The following is a 19,318-nucleotide window of genomic DNA, read 5'->3' as shown; positions in this document are numbered from 1 at the left end:
CTCTTTTTTATTTGATCGCTCAGGAAAAACTGTATGGTAGGGGGAAACTTTTGTGAAATTTACTAGTGCAAACATAGTCTTAGTGGATGCTTCTTGCTGCTGAAGCAATCGCCCGCAACTCTCAACGTAAGATAATTATCTTTAATGGTCATATCGTATCTAATTTTATGGAAAGCAATAATGTCAAAAGTGGTACTATTACGCTTCGGTCAACTAGCCATCCTTTTTTTGGCTGTTATAGACAAATGGTGAGTATATTGCAATTTTAAAGGTATTTATACCTGAAAAAATCAATAGATAAAGAGTCAAAATACTTCTTATAAGAATTAGTATATATGTAAAAAGAACTAACAAAATTAAAAAGTAAAAGCTTAATAATTTAGACATATTTTCAAACTGTATACTAGGTTAATGTATAACAGGGGGACAATTATAATTTGTTTGTATAAAACGAAGAGAGACTAAGAGAAACAAATGAAATTATAGTCGATTTTTGTTATAATAGTAGGAAAGATGGCAATAGCTTATCCATTTTTTTACTCTGTTGCGTGATGCTAAGAGTAGAACGGTTATGGATTTTATAAAAAATAATGGAGAAATCCTTATGAAAGAAAAGTTTTATGAGCGCAAGTAGTCAGTGGCAAACGGGCGCGTAAAGGCGTTTTTTAGAGAGGTGGATTTCATGACACAACCAATTCTGAACGATGAGCAAAAACTGTGGAATCGCTGGATACATGAGCGTGATCCAGATGCTGGTGATTTACTCATAAAAAAATATATTTCTTTAGTATCTTATCATGTTCAACGTATTAGTGCGGGTTTACCAAAGAGTGTATCTCGAGATGATTTAACGAGCTTAGGAATGATAGGATTATTTGATGCATTAAATAAATTTGATATTAATAGAGATTTGAAATTTGATACATATGCTTCATTTAGAGTAAGGGGAGCCATTATAGACGGGCTTCGTAAGGAAGATTGGCTACCACGCTCAGCGCGAGAAAAAGCCAAAAAATTAGATGCTCAGATTGAGCAATTAGAGCAAAAATATATGCGTCATGTTACACCTGAGGAACTTGCGAAGCATATGGAAGTACCTGTGGAAGATGTTTATCAGACAGTACAAGAGCATTTTTTTTCTAATGTTCTTTCCATTAATGAACAACAAGACCAAGAAGAGGTAGATGGAAAGTCGTTTGTCATACGAGACGATACGACAAAAACACCTGAACAATCGGTGGTTAAATCAGAGTTATTAGATGATTTAGCAGAAAATATTCAGAAGCTTAATGAAAAAGAACAATTGGTTCTAAGTTTATTTTATACGGAGGAACTAACTTTGACTGAAATTGGTGAAATGCTTGAATTATCAACATCACGTATTTCCCAAATCCATTCCAAAGCGCTTTTAAAGTTACGTAAATTATTATCTAGCGAAATGATGAATGCGTAAATATCCTTGAGGGAGAGATTCCGATGAGTTTAAAAGGGGTTGAATTGCAAATTGCGATTCCTAAAACATTTGAAGCTGGGAAAATGGCTGATCAAGTACAACAACAAGCTTTAGCTCAACAAGCACATGCCAATGAAGCGTTAAAAAAGGAAATAGAACGCAAGCAAAAAATTGTCAATACATCAGAAGGTATGGATGAAATAAATGAGGATGAAGATGCAGGTGGCGAATACTTAACGGATATTTACAAAAAGAAGAAAAAGCAACAGGATCAACAAGAAAAACAGGCACAACATCCGTTTAAAGGTAATTTCGTGGATTTTAGTGGATAGGAGTTTACAATGACAACCATACTAATAGCGGTACTATTCTTTTTACAGCTACTTACATTTTACTTCCTTATTATTTTAAATACTAAGCTAGCAAAATTTAAGGATTTAGAAAAGAAGCAAGAACGCTTAATGAGTGAAATGGACGATACCATTAGTGTCTATTTAACAGAAATGAAAGATGAAAACGACCGTCTTATTAAAGAACTACAAAATGTCTCACCTTCAGAGTTAGCAGCAACTAGCGTTCAGCAAACGGTAAGCTATGAACCTCAGCAGGAGCAGGCTTATTCGGCAGCAGAGCAAGAGCTGAAAAAGGACCGTCCATTAAGCTTAGATAAAGATGCTAGGCTCTATGTTCCTAAAAATATTGTAGCCAATGCTTATTCCCGTCAGAGACAGACAACTGAAACAATAGCTTCCTCACCGATGCCTTTAAAAGTAGAGCAAAAGGAAGAAGTTAAAGAGCTAACAATGGAGCAACAGGCATTAAATTTAGCTAAGCAGGGTAAATCAACAGAAGAAATAGCGAAACAACTGCAAAAGGGAAAAACAGAAATCGAGCTTTTACTGAAATTTCATCACTAAATTGTTGCTAACTGGGAAAAGCTATGATATAGTTGCAAATGGTGTTATTACTACACACGCATTTTGATGTAGTAAGTGGTGCTCTAAGATTAGGGTAGCTTGTTGCAGAAGATAAATGCGGAGGATAAAAACCAAACATACTAGGAGGAAATTCACATGTCAGTAATTTCTATGAAACAATTACTTGAAGCTGGTGTACATTTCGGTCACCAAACTCGTCGTTGGAACCCAAAAATGAAGAAATATATCTTCGTAGAACGTAACGGGATTTACATCATCGACTTACAAAAAACTGTTAAAAAATTAGAGGAAGCTTATGACTTCATGCGTCAAGTTGGTCAAGACGGTGGTAAAGTTCTTTTCGTTGGTACGAAAAAACAAGCACAAGAAGCGATCAAAGATGAAGCTGAACGTTCAGGCAACTACTACATCAACCAACGTTGGTTAGGTGGTACTCTTACTAACTTCGGTACAATTCAAAAACGTGTTGCACGTATGAAACAAATCGAAAAAATGGAAGAAGAAGGTACTTTCGAAGTTCTTCCTAAAAAAGAAGTAATCCAACTTAAAAAAGAACACGAGCGTCTAATCAAATTCTTAGGCGGTATCCGTGATATGCACGATCTTCCAGACGTAATGTTCGTGGTTGACCCACGTAAAGAACGTATTGCGGTTGCTGAAGCTCGTAAATTAAACATCCCTCTAGTAGGTATTGTTGATACAAACTGTGATCCAGATGAAATCGACTACGTAATCCCTGCTAACGATGATGCTATTCGCGCTGTTAAACTTTTAACTGCTAAAATGGCTGACGCTTTAATCGAGTCAAAACAAGGTGAAGAAGAAGCTCCAGCTGTAGAAGCTGCTGCTGAGTAATTCACGTTTACAAAAAGGTGATAAGTGGCTCAAAACCCTTATCACCTTTTTTAGAACCTATCATTAAAACTTTGTTCAACCAATTTGAGGAGGAAACACTAAATGGCAAACATTACTGCACAATTAGTAAAAGAATTACGCGAAAAAACTGGCGCTGGTATGATGGATTGTAAAAAAGCGCTAGTACAAACTGATGGCGATCTAGAAGCTGCAATCGATTTCCTACGTGAAAAAGGTCTTTCTTCAGCTGCTAAAAAAGCTGACCGTATCGCTGCGGAAGGTACTACTTACATTTTAGAACAAGGTAACGAAGCAATCATCCTTGAAGTTAACGCTGAAACTGACTTCGTTGCAAAAAACGACAAATTCCAAGTATTGGTTTCATCTTTAGCGGAGCAATTACTTACTGCGAAACCAGCATCAGTTGAAGCTGCTCTAGAGCTTACAAATGCTGAAGGTGTAAAAATTGAAGATCAAATTTCTACAGCTGTTGCAACAATTGGAGAAAAAATCACACTTCGTCGTTTTGAAATCAAAACAAAAACGGATGCAGATTCATTCGGTGCTTACTTACACATGGGAGGCCGTATTGGCGTATTAGTAACTTTAGAAGGTTCTACTGATGCATCAGCAGCGAAAGATGTTGCAATGCACATCGCTGCAATCAACCCAACTTATGTTTCTCGCGATGAAGTTTCTGCTGAAGAAGTTGAACGTGAGCGTAAAGTATTAACTGAGCAAGCTCTTAACGAAGGTAAACCAGAAAACATCGTTGCTAAAATGGTTGAAGGTCGTCTTGGTAAATATTTCGAAGACGTGTGCCTACTTGATCAATCATTCGTTAAAAACTCTGACCAAAAAGTACGTGATTTCGTAGCTTCTACTGGTGGTTCAGTAAACGGCTTTGTACGTTATGCTGTAGGTGAAGGTATCGAAAAGCGTGAAGATAACTTTGCAGAAGAAGTAATGAGCCAAGTTAAAGGTAACTAATTTAGCGGGCATTTGATCCTAATCAAATAATATCTAGATTTTCTAGAAAAAAAATGGGGAACACAACATAGCGTGTTCCCTATTTTTCCGAAATGAACGAAAATAGTAATAGAATTTTCTATTCTGCCTTATTCTCAACTAGCAATTATTGTTAGATATACTATAATGGAAAAGGGAATAGAGATTTTTTAAATAAAGTCTTACGGAGGTTTACAATGAGTGTACCGCAATATAAACGAGTAGTTATTAAACTAAGTGGTGAAGCGTTAGCTGGAGAAGCGGGCTTCGGTTTATCACCAAAAATAATCAAGTCTGTTGCAGAAGAAGTAAAAGAAGTAGTGGATCTTGATGTAGAAGTTGCTGTTGTTGTAGGTGGCGGTAATATATGGCGTGGAAAAATAGGTAGTGAAATGGGGATGGATCGTGCAGCAGCTGACTATATGGGCATGCTTGCAACTGTAATGAACTCCCTAGCTTTACAAGATGCTCTTGAAAAATTAGGCATTGAAACACGTGTTCAATCTTCTATCGTGATGACTCAAGTAGCGGAGCCATACATTCGTCGTAAAGCAGTTAGACATCTTGAGAAAAAGCGTGTCGTTATCTTTGCAGCAGGGACAGGTAATCCGTTCTTCTCAACCGATACGACGGCAGCATTACGTGCAGCAGAAATTGATGCAGATGCGATTTTAATGGCTAAAAACAATGTTGACGGCGTTTATTCAGCAGATCCAAAAGTGGATACAACAGCCATTAAATATGATACACTCACATACTTAGACGTTATCCAACAAGGCTTACAAGTAATGGATTCAACAGCTTCTACCCTATGTATGGATAATGATATTCCACTAATTGTTTTCTCAATTACGGAACCAGGCAACATTAAACGTGCTGTACTAGGCGAAAAAATCGGAACAGTTGTTAGGAGGAATGCATAATGGCAAAACAAGTATTAGAACAAGCAAAAGAAAAAATGAACAAAACAATTGCAGCTTTCACACGTGAACTATCTTCAATTCGTGCAGGGCGTGCTAACGCATCGTTATTAGATCGTATTATGGTTGATTATTATGGCGCCCCGACACCAATTAATCAGCTTGCGGGTGTTTCTGTACCAGAAGCTCGCTTATTAGTGATTACACCTTATGATAAAACAATTTTAGGTGAAATTGAAAAAGCAATTATGAAATCAGATATCGGTATCACACCAACAAATGATGGCTCTATCATTCGCTTAATGATTCCTGCTCTTACTGAAGAGCGTCGTAAAGATTTAGTGAAGCAAGTGAAAAAAGAAGCAGAAGACGCAAAAATTGCTGTACGTAATGTACGTCGTGATGCGAATGATGATTTGAAAAAACTTGAAAAAGCTGGCGAAATCACAGAAGACGATCTACGTGGCTATGGTGATGATATTCAAAAATTAACAGATGAATTCATTGTCAAAGTGGATCAAGTAACGAAAGATAAAGAAAAAGAAATTTTAGAAGTGTAAAACAAACGTTTTACATGTCTATGATGGAACTTTTTGATGAGATGAAGGCGTCCTATACATAACAGGACGTCTTTTCTCTTTACCATTCGAATATGAGCTGAATCATAGAGAAAAGCATAGATGAAATATACAAAGCTGTGCATCACATAAATATTGATTAATTTTTTAACAAACTTATTCTTTAAAAATGTGTATAGTTCTAAAATACGCTAGTACATACATAGTCAATTTAGAGGGGAAAAAAAAGACAAAAAGCGCTTTTGTTTGTTATGATAGGTTAGTATACGTCCGATTAGTTGTAGTGGGGGAGTTAGCATGTTTAAAAAGCTATTAGGTAAACAAATAAATATGGATACACTATCATTGGAGGAGCGTGTGGCCCTAACTAAAAGCGAGCCGATTCCTGCCCATGTAGCGATTATTATGGACGGAAATGGACGTTGGGCAAAAAAACGAGCTATGCCCCGTGTTGCTGGTCATCATGAGGGAATGAAGACCGTACGTAAGGTCACGAGATTTGCGTCAGATTTAGGCATTAAGGTATTAACTGTATATGCGTTTTCCACTGAAAACTGGAAACGGCCAAAACCTGAAGTAGATTTTTTGATGCGGCTACCAGTCGAGTTTTTAGGTTCCTTTTTACCCGAGATGATGGAACGCAATGTACGTGTCGAAATGATTGGAGATCCATCTTTATTACCTGCCCATACACAAAAAGCGTTGTATGAGGCAATGGAAGAAACGAAGCATAATACAGGTCTTATTTTAAATTTCGCCCTGAATTATGGAAGTCGTTCTGAGATGGTTAATGCCATGAAAATGATGCTTCAAAAAGTACAGGACGGTCAATTAACAATGCAAGACCTAACAGAAGAATGCTTAACATCTCATTTAATGACGGCCCATTTGCCTGAACCGGATTTATTAATTCGTACAAGTGGTGAAGTGCGCTTAAGTAACTTTATGCTTTGGCAGCTTGCCTATACAGAATTTTGGTTTACAGATACATTGTGGCCAGATTTTAGTGAGGAAACCTTACTGGAAGCGGTGGAAAACTATCAAAAACGTAATCGCCGTTATGGTGGGTTGAAGGGAGAAGAAACAACTTGAAACAACGAATTATTACCGCAATAATTGCAGCAGCATTTTTCATACCATTCGTTATTTATGGAAAAGTACCATTTGCCATACTTGTGCTAGCAATGGCTATTGTCGGTTTTTATGAAATACTTAAAATGAAAGGTATTTCCATTTTTTCTGTGCCTGGCTTTTTAGGGCTGGTCACTTTAATTTTGCTTGTTATCCCGAAGGACTGGAGTGAAAAGGTTGTAGACTTAATAGGCTATTCGTCTACTCTAATGGTAGTCTATGGTCTAATGATGCTACTCCTTATTTATGTAGTCTTGGTAAAAAATAAAATAACTTTTGATGAAGTTGGTTTTATTTTATTAGGCGCATTTTATGTGGGTTTAGGGTTCCATTACTTAATTGAAACAAGAAATGTAGGTTTAGAGTACGTTGTCTATTGTTTATTGGTCGTTTGGACAACGGATTCAGGTGCCTATTTTGTCGGAAGAAAATTTGGTAAGAACAAGTTATGGCCTGAAATCTCACCAAAGAAAACGATTGAAGGCTTCATCGGTGGAATTGTCATTGCTGTCATTTTCGCTGTCGGTATGCAACTTATTTACCCATTTGCAAATGGTTATATAACACTTGTATTCGTAACAATTTTCGCCTCCATTATTGGTCAGATGGGCGATTTGGTGGAATCTGCTATTAAGCGTCATTTTGATGTAAAGGATTCAGGTAATATTTTACCGGGGCATGGCGGGATATTAGATCGCTTCGATAGTCTATTGTTCGTTGTGCCTTTACTTCATTTTTTACATTTGTTTGGTAATTAATCCGAACTATAAAGGACTTCTATTCATACATTTGCTTAGATAGAAAAAGGGGACAATGTGTTGTGAAAAAAATTAGTTTATTAGGTGCAACTGGTTCAATCGGTTGGCAAACCTACGATATTTTAAAAGAACAACGTGAAGCTTTTCAATTAGTTGCTTTCTCTTCAGGGAAAAATATGGAGAAAACACGAGAAATGATTGATAACTTAAAGCCCGAATTAGTTTCTGTGCAGCTAGAAGAAGATGCGCTACTGCTTGCTAAGGAGTATCCGACTATTCACTTCACATTTGGCGCACAAGGCTTAGTGGAGGTTGCTACACATCCGGCTTCGAAAGTTCTTGTTAATGCTGTACTTGGAAGTGTTGGGCTGGAATCCACTTTAGCAGCCATTCGAATGGGAAAAACAATTGCGATTGCAAATAAAGAAACACTTGTGACAGCTGGACATTTAGTAATGGCTGAAGCGAAAAAATACAACGCAACTATTTTGCCAGTTGATAGTGAGCATTCTGCTATCTTCCAATCGATGAATGGTGAAAACCCCAAAGATATTGAACGTTTAATTATTACTGCTTCAGGTGGTAGCTTCCGCGATAAAACACGGGACCAATTAAAACATGTGACTGTGGCTGACGCACTGAATCACCCGAATTGGTCTATGGGCGCAAAGATTACGATAGATTCTGCAACAATGATGAATAAAGGTTTAGAAGTAATTGAGGCGCATGTTTTATTCGATATGCCATATGAAAAAATAGATGTACTTTTGCATAGAGAAAGTATTATTCACTCTCTAGTTGAGTATCATGATACTAGTGTGATTGCACAATTAGGCACACCAGATATGCGCGTTCCTATCCAATATGCTTTAAGTTACCCTGATCGTATCCCGTTACATAATGGTCAGAGACTAAATTTAGCGCAAATTGGTCAATTGCATTTTCAAGAAATGGACTTTGAACGTTACCCAGCATTGCGCTTAGCATACGAGGCTGGCCGTACTGGTGGAACCATCCTAACAGCAATGAATGCAGCAAATGAAGCAGCAGTTGCAGCTTTTTTACAAGGGAAAATAACATTCCTTCAAATCGATGAGACGATTGAACGTGTGATGCAAGCACACCAAAACATTGCAATACCAGATTTACAAACGATTTTACAGGTGGACAGTGAAACAAGAAAAATAGTGTTAGACATGGTAAAATAACGAGAGCAATGTATCGTTAACTAATCGCTTTTAAAGGTGGGGTATTATGCAAACAGCCATTGCATTTATTTTAATATTTGGTTTACTCGTCTTCTTCCATGAACTTGGACACTTCTTATTCGCCAAACGAGCAGGTATTCTAGTACGTGAATTTGCCATCGGTATGGGACCCAAGATTTATGGTAGAACACATGGAGAAACAATGTATACTATTCGTTTATTGCCTATCGGTGGATATGTACGAATGGCTGGCGAAGATATGGATGGCACTGAATTACAGCCAGGATATCGAATAGGGCTTGTTGTCAATGAAGATAATGTTGTTAAAAAAATTATTTTCAATCAAAATAATAAGCAATTACCAGATTTGTTATTTTTAGAAGTTGAGCGTGCTGATTTAGAAAAAGATTTGTTTGTAGAGGGCTATGATGAAGAAGAAAGATTAGTTCGTTATCAAGTAGCGAGAGATTGTATTCTTGTGGAAAATGGACGAGAGCTGGTCATTGCACCTCATGATCGTCAATTTAATGCAAAAACGGTTGGCCAACGAGCGATGACTATTTTCGCAGGTCCATTTTTTAACTTTATTCTAGCTTTTGTAATTTATTTAGTTATTGGATTAATTCACGGAGTTCCAACATATGAGCCAGTTATCTCTGAAGTTGTAGAAAATAATCCAGCTGCGGAGGCTGGGATGCTTGCAGGTGATAGAGTGACAGCCATTGATGGACAGGCTGTTGAAAAGTGGCAGGATTTAGCTGCAATTATTCAGGATCATCCAAACGAAGAGATTATGGTGACCGTAGATCGAGATGGACAATCTGTCAACTTAAACATGACTGTGAAGGAAGTCCAACAGGATGGAGAAAAGTATGGTCAAATTGGAGTGCTTTACGATAGCCCGAGAGAATTTAATCCTCTAAAGGCTGTTGTCTATGGGGCACAAGAAACCTATAATATGACTGTCAAAATATTTGAGCTTCTAGGTATGCTGATTACTGGTAAGTTTACAATAGACGCTTTATCCGGTCCTGTAGGTATTTATAAAGCAACCGAGCAAGTTGCTCAGTATGGAATTATGAACTTAATGAATTGGGCTGCAATGTTAAGTATAAATCTAGGAATTATGAACTTACTTCCATTACCTGCTTTAGACGGTGGTCGCTTATTATTCTTTGGTTTTGAAGCTTTACGTGGGAAACCAATTGACCGTCAAAAAGAAGGAATTGTCCATTTTGTAGGAATTGTTCTACTAATGATTTTAATGGTAGTTGTCACATGGAATGATATACAGAGATTTTTCTTTTAATCAATGACTAGTAAATTCTAACTTTACAATTAAAAGGAATTTTATTTATAGCTTTGGGCGCATTTTCTACGAAACATTGCGCTCAAAGCTAAATTTGTTTATGCTATTGAGAGTATAAACTTATCTATTAAAAAAGGTGGAACACTGAATGAAGCAAAGTAAAACATTTATCCCAACGTTACGTGAAGTACCTGCTGATGCTGAGGTAAAGTCACATAAGCATTTACTACGTGCAGGGTTTATTCGTCAAAATACAAGTGGGGTATACTCGTATTTACCGCTTGCAAAACGTGTGTTATCAAAAATTGAAACAATTATTCGAGAAGAGATGGAGGCCATCAATTCGATTGAGCTATTAATGCCATCTCTACAATCTGCTGAGCTTTGGCAAGAGTCAGGTCGCTGGGAAAAATACGGTCCAGAATTAATGCGCTTGAAAGACCGTCATGACCGTGATTTTGCATTAGGGCCAACACATGAAGAAGTAATTACAACGTTAGTACGTGATGAAATTAAATCTTATAAAAAATTACCGTTAACACTTTATCAAATTCAAACGAAGTTCCGTGATGAAAAACGTCCTCGCTTTGGTTTACTACGAGGAAGAGAATTTATTATGAAAGATGCGTATTCTTTCCATGCGTCTCGTGAAAGCTTAGATGAAACATATGATGATATGTATCGTGCTTATTCTAATATTTTCTCACGTCTTGGCTTAAACTATCGTGCTGTTATCGCAGATGCAGGGTCTATCGGCGGAAAAGGTACACATGAGTTCATGGTCCTTTCAGAAATTGGAGAAGATACAATTGCCTATTCAGATACATCTGACTATGCAGCAAATATTGAAATGGCTGAAGTTATTGCAGATTACCAGACATCTGATGAAGCATTAAAAGAAGTTGAAAAATTAGCGACACCAGATCAAAAAACAATAGAGGAAGTTTCAGCATTCCTACAAGTAAAACCTGCCCATGTTATAAAATCTCTTGTTTTTGATGTAGATGGAGAGCTTGTAGTTGTTCTTGCGCGTGGAGATCATGAAATCAATGATATTAAATTGAAAAATGCGCTTGAAGCGGGTTCTGTAGAGCTTGCAAGTGAAGCAGCGATTCGTGAGCTATTAGGTTGTGGTGTTGGCTCCATTGGGCCAGTGAAGTTACCTGTAGACGTAAAAGTAGTAGCTGATCATGCGATTAAATCTATTCGTAATGGTATTGCAGGTGCGAATGAAGATGGATTCCATTTAGTAAATGTTAATCCTGAGCGTGATTTTGCTGTGAATGACTACTTAGATATTCGTTTTATTCAAGAGGGTGATCCTTCTCCAGATGGACAAGGTACGATTAAATTTGCGGAAGGCATTGAGGTTGGTCATATTTTTAAACTAGGTACTACATATTCTGCTAAAATGAATGGTACTTTCTTAGACGAGCAAGGGAAATCTCAACCATTTATTATGGGTTGCTATGGTATTGGTGTTTCTCGTATTCTAGCTGCGGTAGCTGAGCATTTCCAAGATGAAAATGGCTTCACTTGGCCAACACAATTAGCTCCATACGATATCCATGTTGTACCTGTAAATACTAAAGATGAAGTGCAAGTAGCTTTAGCAGATGAGCTTTACGGCTTACTAAAATCATATCGCTATGATGTACTACTAGATGACCGTGCTGAGCGTGCTGGCGTTAAATTTGCGGATGCTGATTTAATTGGTTTACCTGTTCGCGTAACAGTTGGTAAAAAAGCAACAGAAGGTATTGTGGAAGTGAAGTTCAGACAAACTGGAGAAACATTTGAATGGAAAAAGGAAGAAGTGATTGACCGCTTAAATGAATTTTTCCGTAAAAATTAATAACCTGTCATGATTGGTTTTAAATGGAAGTGAATGCTTCTAATAGAGGCTTTCATGTAATTTTGATAAAATAGGGATAAATAAATTCGCGACAATTCTGCGGGACAGTGAGCCAAGCAAACAAAACAGATAGTTTAGACTCTCTGTTAAGCTTGAAGAGCGCCCGCAGTTAGGGAGCGAATTTTTTTCTGGCATTCTTGTCCTATGTTGAAGATAAATTAGAATATGAGGCTTATATGGACTGCCTCCTCCTGAAAGTAGGTGTCGATAAATTGGAACAGCAACAAGAGGCAAGAACGAGATTTCGAATGCTTTTGCAGCAACTAGAGTTAACAGATGATGTGTACATGTCATTTTTCGAGGAAGGTGAGTTATCACGGCTAACAGTCCATAAAAAGGATAGACTATGGCATTTTACTATTCAATTGCGTGATATACTGCCATTTCCGCTTTACCAGCTTTTCCGTACCCATTTAACAGATAAATTTTCAGCAATCGCACAAGTTTATACAACCATTGAGACACAAGAGAAAAGTGTAACGGAGGAACTTGTTCAAGCTTATTGGCTAAATGTTGTCGAGCAAATTGATGAGATGGCACCAACTTTGAAAAATTGCCTCATCTCTCAAGTGCCGATGTGGAATGGTCAGAAAATTACATTGGCCTGTATGCAGGAAATGGAATTTATGATGTTAAAAACGAAGTATGCCGACAAGCTAGCAGATAGCTATTGTCAATTCGGTTTTCCAAAAATGGTGATAGACTTTGTACTTCAAGAACAAACTGAAGAAATGATTGCTGCTCAGGAAGCGTTTATGGAACAAAAACGTATGGAAGAAGCGGCTTTATCTCAACAAGCGATGCAGGACTTCCAAAAACGAGAGCAGGAGAAGAAGGACAATCCAGCTATTGCGAACCTTGGTGATCGTCCATTCCAGCTTGGTATGCATATTAAAGATGATGAAATTATGGAAATTAAACGCATTGTTGAAGAAGAACGCCGTGTTATTGTGGAAGGCTTTGTCTTTGATACGGAAATTAAAGTACTGAAAAGTGGCCGTTCTTTATTACAAATTAAAATTACTGACTATACGGACTCTATTATCGTCAAAATGTTCTCACGTGATAATGACGATGCCGAATTGATGCAGCACCTAAAAAAGGGAATGTGGGTTAAAGTTCGAGGCTCCGTCCAAACAGACACATTTATTCGTGATTTAATCGTCATGGCGAATGATATTAATGAAATAAAAAAAGAAACACGTCAGGATCTGGCACCAGAGGGTGAAAAGCGAGTAGAGCTACATTTGCATACACCGATGAGTCAAATGGACGCTGTGACGCCCGTTGATCGTCTTGTTGCACAGGCAGCAAAATGGGGTCATCCAGCAGTAGCTATTACAGATCATGCTGTTGTACAATCCTTCCCAGAAGCCTATGCAGCAGGGAAAAAACATAGCATTAAAGTAATTTATGGCTTGGAGGCTAATTTAGTCGATGATGGTGTACCTATTGCATATGCCCCAGAGCATCGCTTATTAGCAGATGCCACTTATGTTGTCTTTGACGTGGAAACAACCGGATTATCCACTGCTTACGATACAATCATTGAGCTGGCGGCAGTAAAGATTAAAGATGGCCATGTCATCGATAAATATGAAAGCTTTGCAAACCCGCATCATCCGCTTTCAGCAACGACCATTGAATTAACAGGTATAACCGATGATATGGTTCGTCATGCCCCAGAAGTAGAGCAAGTCATTAAAGAGTTTCATGCATTTATTGGGGATGGGATTGTTGTTGCTCATAATGCGTCATTTGATATTGGTTTCTTATATACAGGCTATAAAAAATTTGGTCTTGAAGGAACAACACATCCAGTCATTGATACATTAGAATTAGCTAGATTACTTTACCCTACAATGAAAAATCACCGTTTAAATACACTTTGTAAAAAATTCAATATTGAATTAACACAACATCACCGAGCGATATACGATACAGAGGCGACAGGCTATTTACTTTTACAATTATTAAAAGATGCCGATGAATTAGTCATTAAATACCATGATGATTTTAATAAACATATCGGTGGTGGGGATGCCTATAAAAAAGGTCGACCGATGCATTGTACTATTTTAGCTGTTGATAATGCGGGCTTAAAGAATTTATTTAAAATTGTTTCACACTCCCATACAAAGACATTCTATCGAGTTCCTCGTGTGACACGAGCTGTTCTAGAGCAATATCGAGAAGGTTTATTAGTCGGTTCTGGTTGTAGTAATGGTGAATTATTTGAAACGATGATGAATAAATCACCGGAAGAAGCCGAACAGGTGGCAAAATTCTATGATTATATTGAGGTACAACCGAAGGCGGTATATGCACCATTAATTGAACGGAATGTCGTCCGTGATGAATGGACATTAGAGGATATCATTCGAAAGCTTGTTAAGTTAGGGAAGAAGCTCGATAAACCAGTTGTCGCAACGGGAAATGTTCATTATTTAGACCCAACTGATGCTATGTTTAGACAAATACTTGTTGGCTCTCAAGGTGGTGCAAACATCTTAAATCGATCCAAACTACCTGAGGTGCATTTTAGAACAACGGATGAAATGCTAAAAGAATTTGATTTCTTAGGACCAGATCTAGCTAAAGAAGTTGTTGTGACGAATGCACAAAAAGTAGCTGATAGCATTGGAGATGTTAAGCCGATTAAGGATGATTTATATACACCAAAAATTGAAGGCTCTGATGATGAAGTAACCAATTTAACGTATGAAATGGCTCATCATATTTACGGTGAGGAGCTACCCGAAATTGTAAAAGCTCGAATTGAAAAAGAACTAAAATCTATATTAGGACATGGTTTTGGTGTAATTTATTTAATTTCTGCGAAGCTGGTTAAGAAATCTTTAGCTGACGGTTATTTAGTAGGTTCTCGTGGTTCCGTAGGCTCTTCATTAGTGGCAACCTTTATGGAAATTACGGAGGTTAACCCATTGCCTCCGCATTATGTTTGTCCAAATTGTAAGCATTCCGAGTTTTTTGATGATGGTTCGGTTAGCTCAGGCTTTGATTTACCGAATAAAGACTGCTCAGAATGCGGAACACCTTATAAAAAAGATGGACAAGATATCCCATTCGAAACCTTCCTTGGCTTTAAAGGGGATAAGGTACCCGATATCGATTTAAACTTTTCTGGTGAATACCAGCCGAAGGCCCATAATTATACCAAGGTATTATTTGGTGAGGATTATGTGTACCGTGCAGGAACAATCGGTACGGTGGCGGAGAAAACAGCATATGGTTATGTCAAAGGCTATGCGAATGATCACAACTTACATTTCCGCGGAGCTGAGGTGGATCGTTTAGTGCAAGGATGTACAGGGGTTAAGCGAACTAGTGGGCAACACCCAGGGGGAATTATCGTAGTACCTGATTATATGGATATTTTTGATTTCACTCCAGTACAGTTCCCAGCAGATGCTCAGGATGCAGAATGGCGCACAACCCATTTCGACTTCCACTCGATTCATGATAATATTTTAAAACTAGATATACTTGGACACGATGATCCGACAGTTATTAGAATGCTACAGGATTTATCAGGAATAGATCCGAAAACGATTCCTACTGATGATCCTGTCGTTATGCAAATTTTTAGTTCACCTGAATCGTTAGGTGTAACTGAAAAACAAATTGGCTGTAAGACGGGAACATTAGGTATTCCTGAATTCGGTACTCGCTTCGTACGGCAAATGTTAGAGGATACAAAGCCTTCTACATTCTCAGAGCTTGTGCAAATTTCCGGATTATCTCATGGAACAGACGTATGGCTAGGTAACGCACAAGAATTAATTCATAACGGGACATGTGTCTTGAAAGAAGTAATTGGTTGTCGTGACGATATTATGGTGTATTTAATTTACCAAGGTCTAGAGCCATCGTTAGCATTTAAAATCATGGAGTCTGTACGTAAAGGGAAAGGCTTATCAGAGGAATTTGAAGCAGAGATGCTCGCCAATAAAGTACCAGGATGGTATATCGAGTCATGTAAAAAGATAAAATATATGTTCCCGAAAGCCCATGCTGCCGCATACGTATTAATGGCGGTTCGTATTGCTTGGTTTAAGGTCCATTTTCCAATCCTGTACTATGCAGCATATTTCACGGTACGTGCAGATGACTTTGATTTAATTGCTATGGTTCAAGGTTCACAAATGATTCGGGCCCGTATTGACGAAATCAATTTAAAAGGTCTAGATGCCTCTACAAAAGAAAAGAACTTATTAACAGTGATGGAGCTAGCACTGGAAATGTGTGAGCGAGGCATGAGCTTCCAAAAAGTTGACTTGTACCGCTCACAGGCAAGTGAATTTGTCATTGAAGGCAATACATTAATTCCACCTTTTGATGCAATCCCAGGACTTGGTACGAACGTAGCCAAAACGATAGTGGCTGCTCGAGAAGATGGAGAGTTTTTATCGAAGGAAGATTTACAGCAACGCGGTCGTGTTTCGAAAACACTAATCGAATACATGGATCAGTTGGGCTGTTTGGAAGGAATGCCGGATGCTAATCAGCTATCACTCTTTTAAGGATCAATGAGCTGCTAATCATTCAAAGTTTGATCTGTAAAATCTAGTCATTTCAAAATCCTGTCACAATATGGTTATCTTTCATGAAGGAAATTTGCATTATACCAAGAACTATGCTATTCTAATGGTAATAATTTGTTGATATTTTTCCAGCAAAAGAGTGGGGCTTACCCGCTCTTTTCTGTTGTTATACCGTAGCAAAACAAATTTTGACTAACAGCAGGTAAGACCGTAAAATTTCACCAAAGCAACTGGTGGAATTTCTGTTTTATTATGGTTCATTACACCACCAATACTGTAATGAATGATTGACACGCTAGAATAGATACAGGAGGAAATAATGAGCAAAGTACCATCTTTAATTGAAGAGCTCGCTAAACCAATAGTAGATGAGTTAAATCTGGAGTTAGTGGATATTGAGTTCGTAAAAGAAGGACGTAACTGGTTTTTACGCGTCTATGTTGATACACCAGAAGGTGGCATCGACATTGACCAATGTGCTCAAGTAAGCGAACGACTAAGTTTGTTATTGGATGAAAAAGACCCAATTACACAAAACTATTATTTAGAAGTTTCATCACCTGGAGCGGAGCGTCCATTAAAAAAGGATGCTGATTTTGAAAAAGCAATTGGTAAGTTTATTTATGTAAAAACCTATAAGCCCATTAAGGACATGAAGGAATTCCAAGGCTACTTAACATCCTACGAGGAACATACATTAGTGATGGAAGTACGCATTAAAACGCGTAAAATTACAGTAACAATAGAACAAGAAAAAATCGCATTGGCACGACTAGCCATCGATTTTTAAGCATAATGCATATTTAGGAGTGAAAACAAAATGAGTAGTGATTTGTTAGATGCGCTGAATGCGCTAGAAGAACAAAAAGGAATTTCAAGAGATGTGTTGATTGAAGCAATTGAAGCGGCATTAGTTACAGCTTACAAACGCAACTTTAACCAAGCACAAAATGTTCGTGTGGACTTAAATTTAGATAAGGGCTCTATTCGTGTGTTTTCACGTAAAGATGTTGTGGAAGAAGTAGAGGACGATCGTCTACAAATTTCTTTAGAAGACGCAAAGGTTATTAACCCTGCTTATCAATTAGAAGATATCGTGGAACAAGAAGTAACGCCACGTAACTTCGGTCGTATTGCTGCACAAACAGCCAAACAGGTAGTAACACAACGTGTACGTGAAGCGGAACGTGGTTTAATCTACGAGCAATATGTCGATCGTGAAGATGATATCGTAACTGGTGTTGTGGAACGTTTAGATGCGCGAAATATTTATGTAGGTTTAGGAAAAGTTGAGGCTGCATTGCCAGTCAATGAACAAATCCAAGGCGAAACTTACCATCCACATGATCGCATTAAAGTGTATATTACAAAGGTTGAACGTACAACACGCGGTCCGCAAGTGATTGTATCTCGAACACATCCTGGCTTATTACGCCGATTATTTGAGATGGAAGTACCAGAAATTTATGAAGGAATTGTAGAGATTAAATCGATTGCTCGTGAAGCAGGAGATCGCTCAAAAATTTCTGTCTATGCACACAATGAAGAAGTAGATCCAGTAGGCTCTTGTGTGGGAGCTAAAGGTGCTCGTGTACAAACGATTGTTAACGAACTAAACGGTGAAAAAATCGATATCGTAGAATGGTCGGAAGATCCTGTTGTATTCGTTGCCAATGCGCTTAGTCCATCAAAAGTTTTAGATGTACAAGTAAACGAAGAAGAAAAATCTACAACGGTTGTTGTACCAGATTATCAATTATCACTAGCTATTGGTAAACGTGGACAAAATGCACGATTAGCTGCAAAGCTTACTGGCTGGAAAATTGATATTAAGAGTGAGACAGATGCACGTGAATTAGGTATCTATCCGTCTGCTACAAGCACTTTCGTACCTGCTGTGGATGAAGAAAGTGATTTTGAAGAAGTGGCAGTAGACTTATATCAGGACGACGAAGAATAAGTAAGAAAGCCCGTGTGACGAGTTAACTGACAGTATTCAGTGGGCCCCCTACGCCGACTGAATACTGTCAGAGCGTCAAGTAGAGCATGACTTGTCCACCTCTTACGACAAGCTTCAGAGAGGAATGGTGATTCTTATGGCTGTTAACAAAAAAGTACCTCTTCGTAAATGTGTAGCAACTGGAGAAATGCTACCTAAGAAAGAAATGATACGTGTTGTTCGTTCGAAAGAGGGCGAAGTAAGTGTAGATGTCTCCGGGAAAAAACCTGGGCGTGGTGCCTATGTCTCTAAATCAGAGAAGGCAATCGATATCGCTCGTAAGAAAAATGTATTGGGGCACCAACTTGATGTGAAAATACCTGAAGAAATTTACGAGGAGCTTATTTTGCTAATTCGTAGGGAGTCAATTTTATGATCAATCAAGCAATATTTAATTTGCTTGGAATTGCGGCAAGAGCCCGTAAAGTGATTTCAGGAGAAGAGTTAGTAGTAAAGGAAGTCCGCAATGGCAATGCTAAGTTAGTACTGCTTGCAAACGATGCTTCTAAAAACTCAAGTAAGAAAATTCAAGATAAGTGCACGTACTACAACGTTGAGTATCATGTAATTGGAGATCGTTATGATCTAGGACATGCTACAGGTAAGGAGGCCCGAGTGGCTTTAGCGATTACCGATAAAGGTTTTGCAAGTAAATTGTCTAGTCTACTCAACGAAAAATAA

General features: G+C 38.0%; 17 protein-coding genes. All 17 read left to right on the top strand.

From position 1 onward, the window contains the following. Positions 1-682: 682 nt before the first annotated feature. The 17 genes from AC3CH7_RS04935 to AC3CH7_RS04855 all read left to right on the top strand — a co-directional run bounded on the left by AC3CH7_RS04935 (position 683) and on the right by AC3CH7_RS04855 (position 19,318). Positions 683-1,453: a FliA/WhiG family RNA polymerase sigma factor gene (locus tag AC3CH7_RS04935; RefSeq protein WP_008180720.1), complete on the top strand. Its 771-nt coding sequence runs from the start codon at positions 683-685 to the stop codon at positions 1,451-1,453. Between the two features lie 23 nt (positions 1,454-1,476). Further along, positions 1,477-1,785, top strand: coding sequence for a hypothetical protein (locus AC3CH7_RS04930; protein WP_012293288.1), 309 nt, complete (start codon positions 1,477-1,479; stop codon positions 1,783-1,785). Between the two features lie 9 nt (positions 1,786-1,794). Then, a complete protein-coding gene (locus AC3CH7_RS04925; RefSeq protein ID WP_031418999.1) occupies positions 1,795-2,370 on the top strand; it encodes a hypothetical protein in 576 nt (191 codons plus the stop codon). 156 nt (positions 2,371-2,526) lie between these two features. After that, positions 2,527-3,246, top strand: coding sequence for a 30S ribosomal protein S2 (gene rpsB, locus AC3CH7_RS04920; RefSeq protein WP_004269262.1), 720 nt, complete (start codon positions 2,527-2,529; stop codon positions 3,244-3,246). 102 nt (positions 3,247-3,348) lie between these two features. Then, positions 3,349-4,236: a translation elongation factor Ts gene (tsf, locus tag AC3CH7_RS04915; RefSeq protein ID WP_012293292.1), complete on the top strand. Its 888-nt coding sequence runs from the start codon at positions 3,349-3,351 to the stop codon at positions 4,234-4,236. A 215-nt stretch (positions 4,237-4,451) separates the two neighbouring features. Then, positions 4,452-5,177 (top strand): UMP kinase, encoded by a 726-nt coding sequence (gene pyrH / locus AC3CH7_RS04910; protein WP_012293293.1) that lies wholly within the window; start codon positions 4,452-4,454, stop codon positions 5,175-5,177. Further along, positions 5,177-5,734 carry a ribosome recycling factor gene (gene frr / locus AC3CH7_RS04905; protein WP_031419001.1) on the top strand — a complete coding sequence of 186 codons (558 nt, stop codon included), beginning with the start codon at positions 5,177-5,179 and terminating at the stop codon, positions 5,732-5,734. Before pyrH ends, frr begins: the two co-directional genes overlap by 1 nt. A gap of 315 nt (positions 5,735-6,049) precedes the next feature. Continuing rightward, positions 6,050-6,844, top strand: a complete 795-nt coding sequence (gene uppS / locus AC3CH7_RS04900; RefSeq protein WP_008181400.1) for an undecaprenyl pyrophosphate synthase — start codon at positions 6,050-6,052, stop codon at positions 6,842-6,844. Then, complete coding sequence (locus tag AC3CH7_RS04895; protein WP_012293296.1) at positions 6,841-7,641, top strand: phosphatidate cytidylyltransferase; 801 nt, start codon at positions 6,841-6,843, stop codon at positions 7,639-7,641. The genes uppS and AC3CH7_RS04895 overlap by 4 nt, the downstream gene beginning before the upstream one ends. A gap of 62 nt (positions 7,642-7,703) precedes the next feature. Beyond that, the gene (gene dxr, locus AC3CH7_RS04890) at positions 7,704-8,849 is read left to right on the top strand and encodes a 1-deoxy-D-xylulose-5-phosphate reductoisomerase (protein ID WP_426388307.1); all 1,146 of its coding nucleotides are present in this window, start codon (positions 7,704-7,706) and stop codon (positions 8,847-8,849) included. A 46-nt stretch (positions 8,850-8,895) separates the two neighbouring features. Continuing rightward, complete coding sequence (rseP, locus tag AC3CH7_RS04885; protein WP_012293298.1) at positions 8,896-10,158, top strand: RIP metalloprotease RseP; 1,263 nt, start codon at positions 8,896-8,898, stop codon at positions 10,156-10,158. A gap of 148 nt (positions 10,159-10,306) precedes the next feature. Continuing rightward, positions 10,307-12,013, top strand: coding sequence for a proline--tRNA ligase (locus AC3CH7_RS04880; protein ID WP_488381599.1), 1,707 nt, complete (start codon positions 10,307-10,309; stop codon positions 12,011-12,013). A gap of 272 nt (positions 12,014-12,285) precedes the next feature. Beyond that, positions 12,286-16,617 carry a PolC-type DNA polymerase III gene (locus AC3CH7_RS04875; protein WP_426388305.1) on the top strand — a complete coding sequence of 1,444 codons (4,332 nt, stop codon included), beginning with the start codon at positions 12,286-12,288 and terminating at the stop codon, positions 16,615-16,617. Between the two features lie 340 nt (positions 16,618-16,957). Continuing rightward, entirely contained in the window at positions 16,958-17,428 is a 471-nt protein-coding gene (rimP, locus tag AC3CH7_RS04870) for a ribosome maturation factor RimP (protein WP_012293301.1), read from the top strand. A 30-nt stretch (positions 17,429-17,458) separates the two neighbouring features. Next, entirely contained in the window at positions 17,459-18,598 is a 1,140-nt protein-coding gene (gene nusA, locus AC3CH7_RS04865; protein WP_012293302.1) for a transcription termination factor NusA, read from the top strand. A gap of 136 nt (positions 18,599-18,734) precedes the next feature. Next, the gene (gene rnpM / locus AC3CH7_RS04860) at positions 18,735-19,013 is read left to right on the top strand and encodes an RNase P modulator RnpM (RefSeq protein WP_036167453.1); all 279 of its coding nucleotides are present in this window, start codon (positions 18,735-18,737) and stop codon (positions 19,011-19,013) included. Next, positions 19,010-19,318: a YlxQ family RNA-binding protein gene (locus tag AC3CH7_RS04855; RefSeq protein ID WP_008178997.1), complete on the top strand. Its 309-nt coding sequence runs from the start codon at positions 19,010-19,012 to the stop codon at positions 19,316-19,318. The genes rnpM and AC3CH7_RS04855 overlap by 4 nt, the downstream gene beginning before the upstream one ends.

It is taken from the genome of Lysinibacillus sp. F12 (assembly GCF_057773605.1).
The sequence above is the reverse complement of the archived record's forward strand: the minus strand, read 5'-3'. Positions and strand labels throughout refer to the sequence as shown.

Bases quoted from the DNA above. Each gene is read 5' to 3' on its own strand.
- AC3CH7_RS04935 (WP_008180720.1), top strand. From the start codon at position 683: ATGACACAACCAATTCTGAACGATGAGCAAAAACTGTGGAATCGCTGG.
- AC3CH7_RS04930 (WP_012293288.1), top strand. From the start codon at position 1,477: ATGAGTTTAAAAGGGGTTGAATTGCAAATTGCGATTCCTAAAACATTT.
- AC3CH7_RS04925 (WP_031418999.1), top strand. From the start codon at position 1,795: ATGACAACCATACTAATAGCGGTACTATTCTTTTTACAGCTACTTACA.
- rpsB (WP_004269262.1), top strand. From the start codon at position 2,527: ATGTCAGTAATTTCTATGAAACAATTACTTGAAGCTGGTGTACATTTC.
- tsf (WP_012293292.1), top strand. From the start codon at position 3,349: ATGGCAAACATTACTGCACAATTAGTAAAAGAATTACGCGAAAAAACT.
- pyrH (WP_012293293.1), top strand. From the start codon at position 4,452: ATGAGTGTACCGCAATATAAACGAGTAGTTATTAAACTAAGTGGTGAA.
- frr (WP_031419001.1), top strand. From the start codon at position 5,177: ATGGCAAAACAAGTATTAGAACAAGCAAAAGAAAAAATGAACAAAACA.
- uppS (WP_008181400.1), top strand. From the start codon at position 6,050: ATGTTTAAAAAGCTATTAGGTAAACAAATAAATATGGATACACTATCA.
- rseP (WP_012293298.1), top strand. From the start codon at position 8,896: ATGCAAACAGCCATTGCATTTATTTTAATATTTGGTTTACTCGTCTTC.
- AC3CH7_RS04880 (WP_488381599.1), top strand. From the start codon at position 10,307: ATGAAGCAAAGTAAAACATTTATCCCAACGTTACGTGAAGTACCTGCT.
- rimP (WP_012293301.1), top strand. From the start codon at position 16,958: ATGAGCAAAGTACCATCTTTAATTGAAGAGCTCGCTAAACCAATAGTA.
- nusA (WP_012293302.1), top strand. From the start codon at position 17,459: ATGAGTAGTGATTTGTTAGATGCGCTGAATGCGCTAGAAGAACAAAAA.
- rnpM (WP_036167453.1), top strand. From the start codon at position 18,735: ATGGCTGTTAACAAAAAAGTACCTCTTCGTAAATGTGTAGCAACTGGA.
- AC3CH7_RS04855 (WP_008178997.1), top strand. From the start codon at position 19,010: ATGATCAATCAAGCAATATTTAATTTGCTTGGAATTGCGGCAAGAGCC.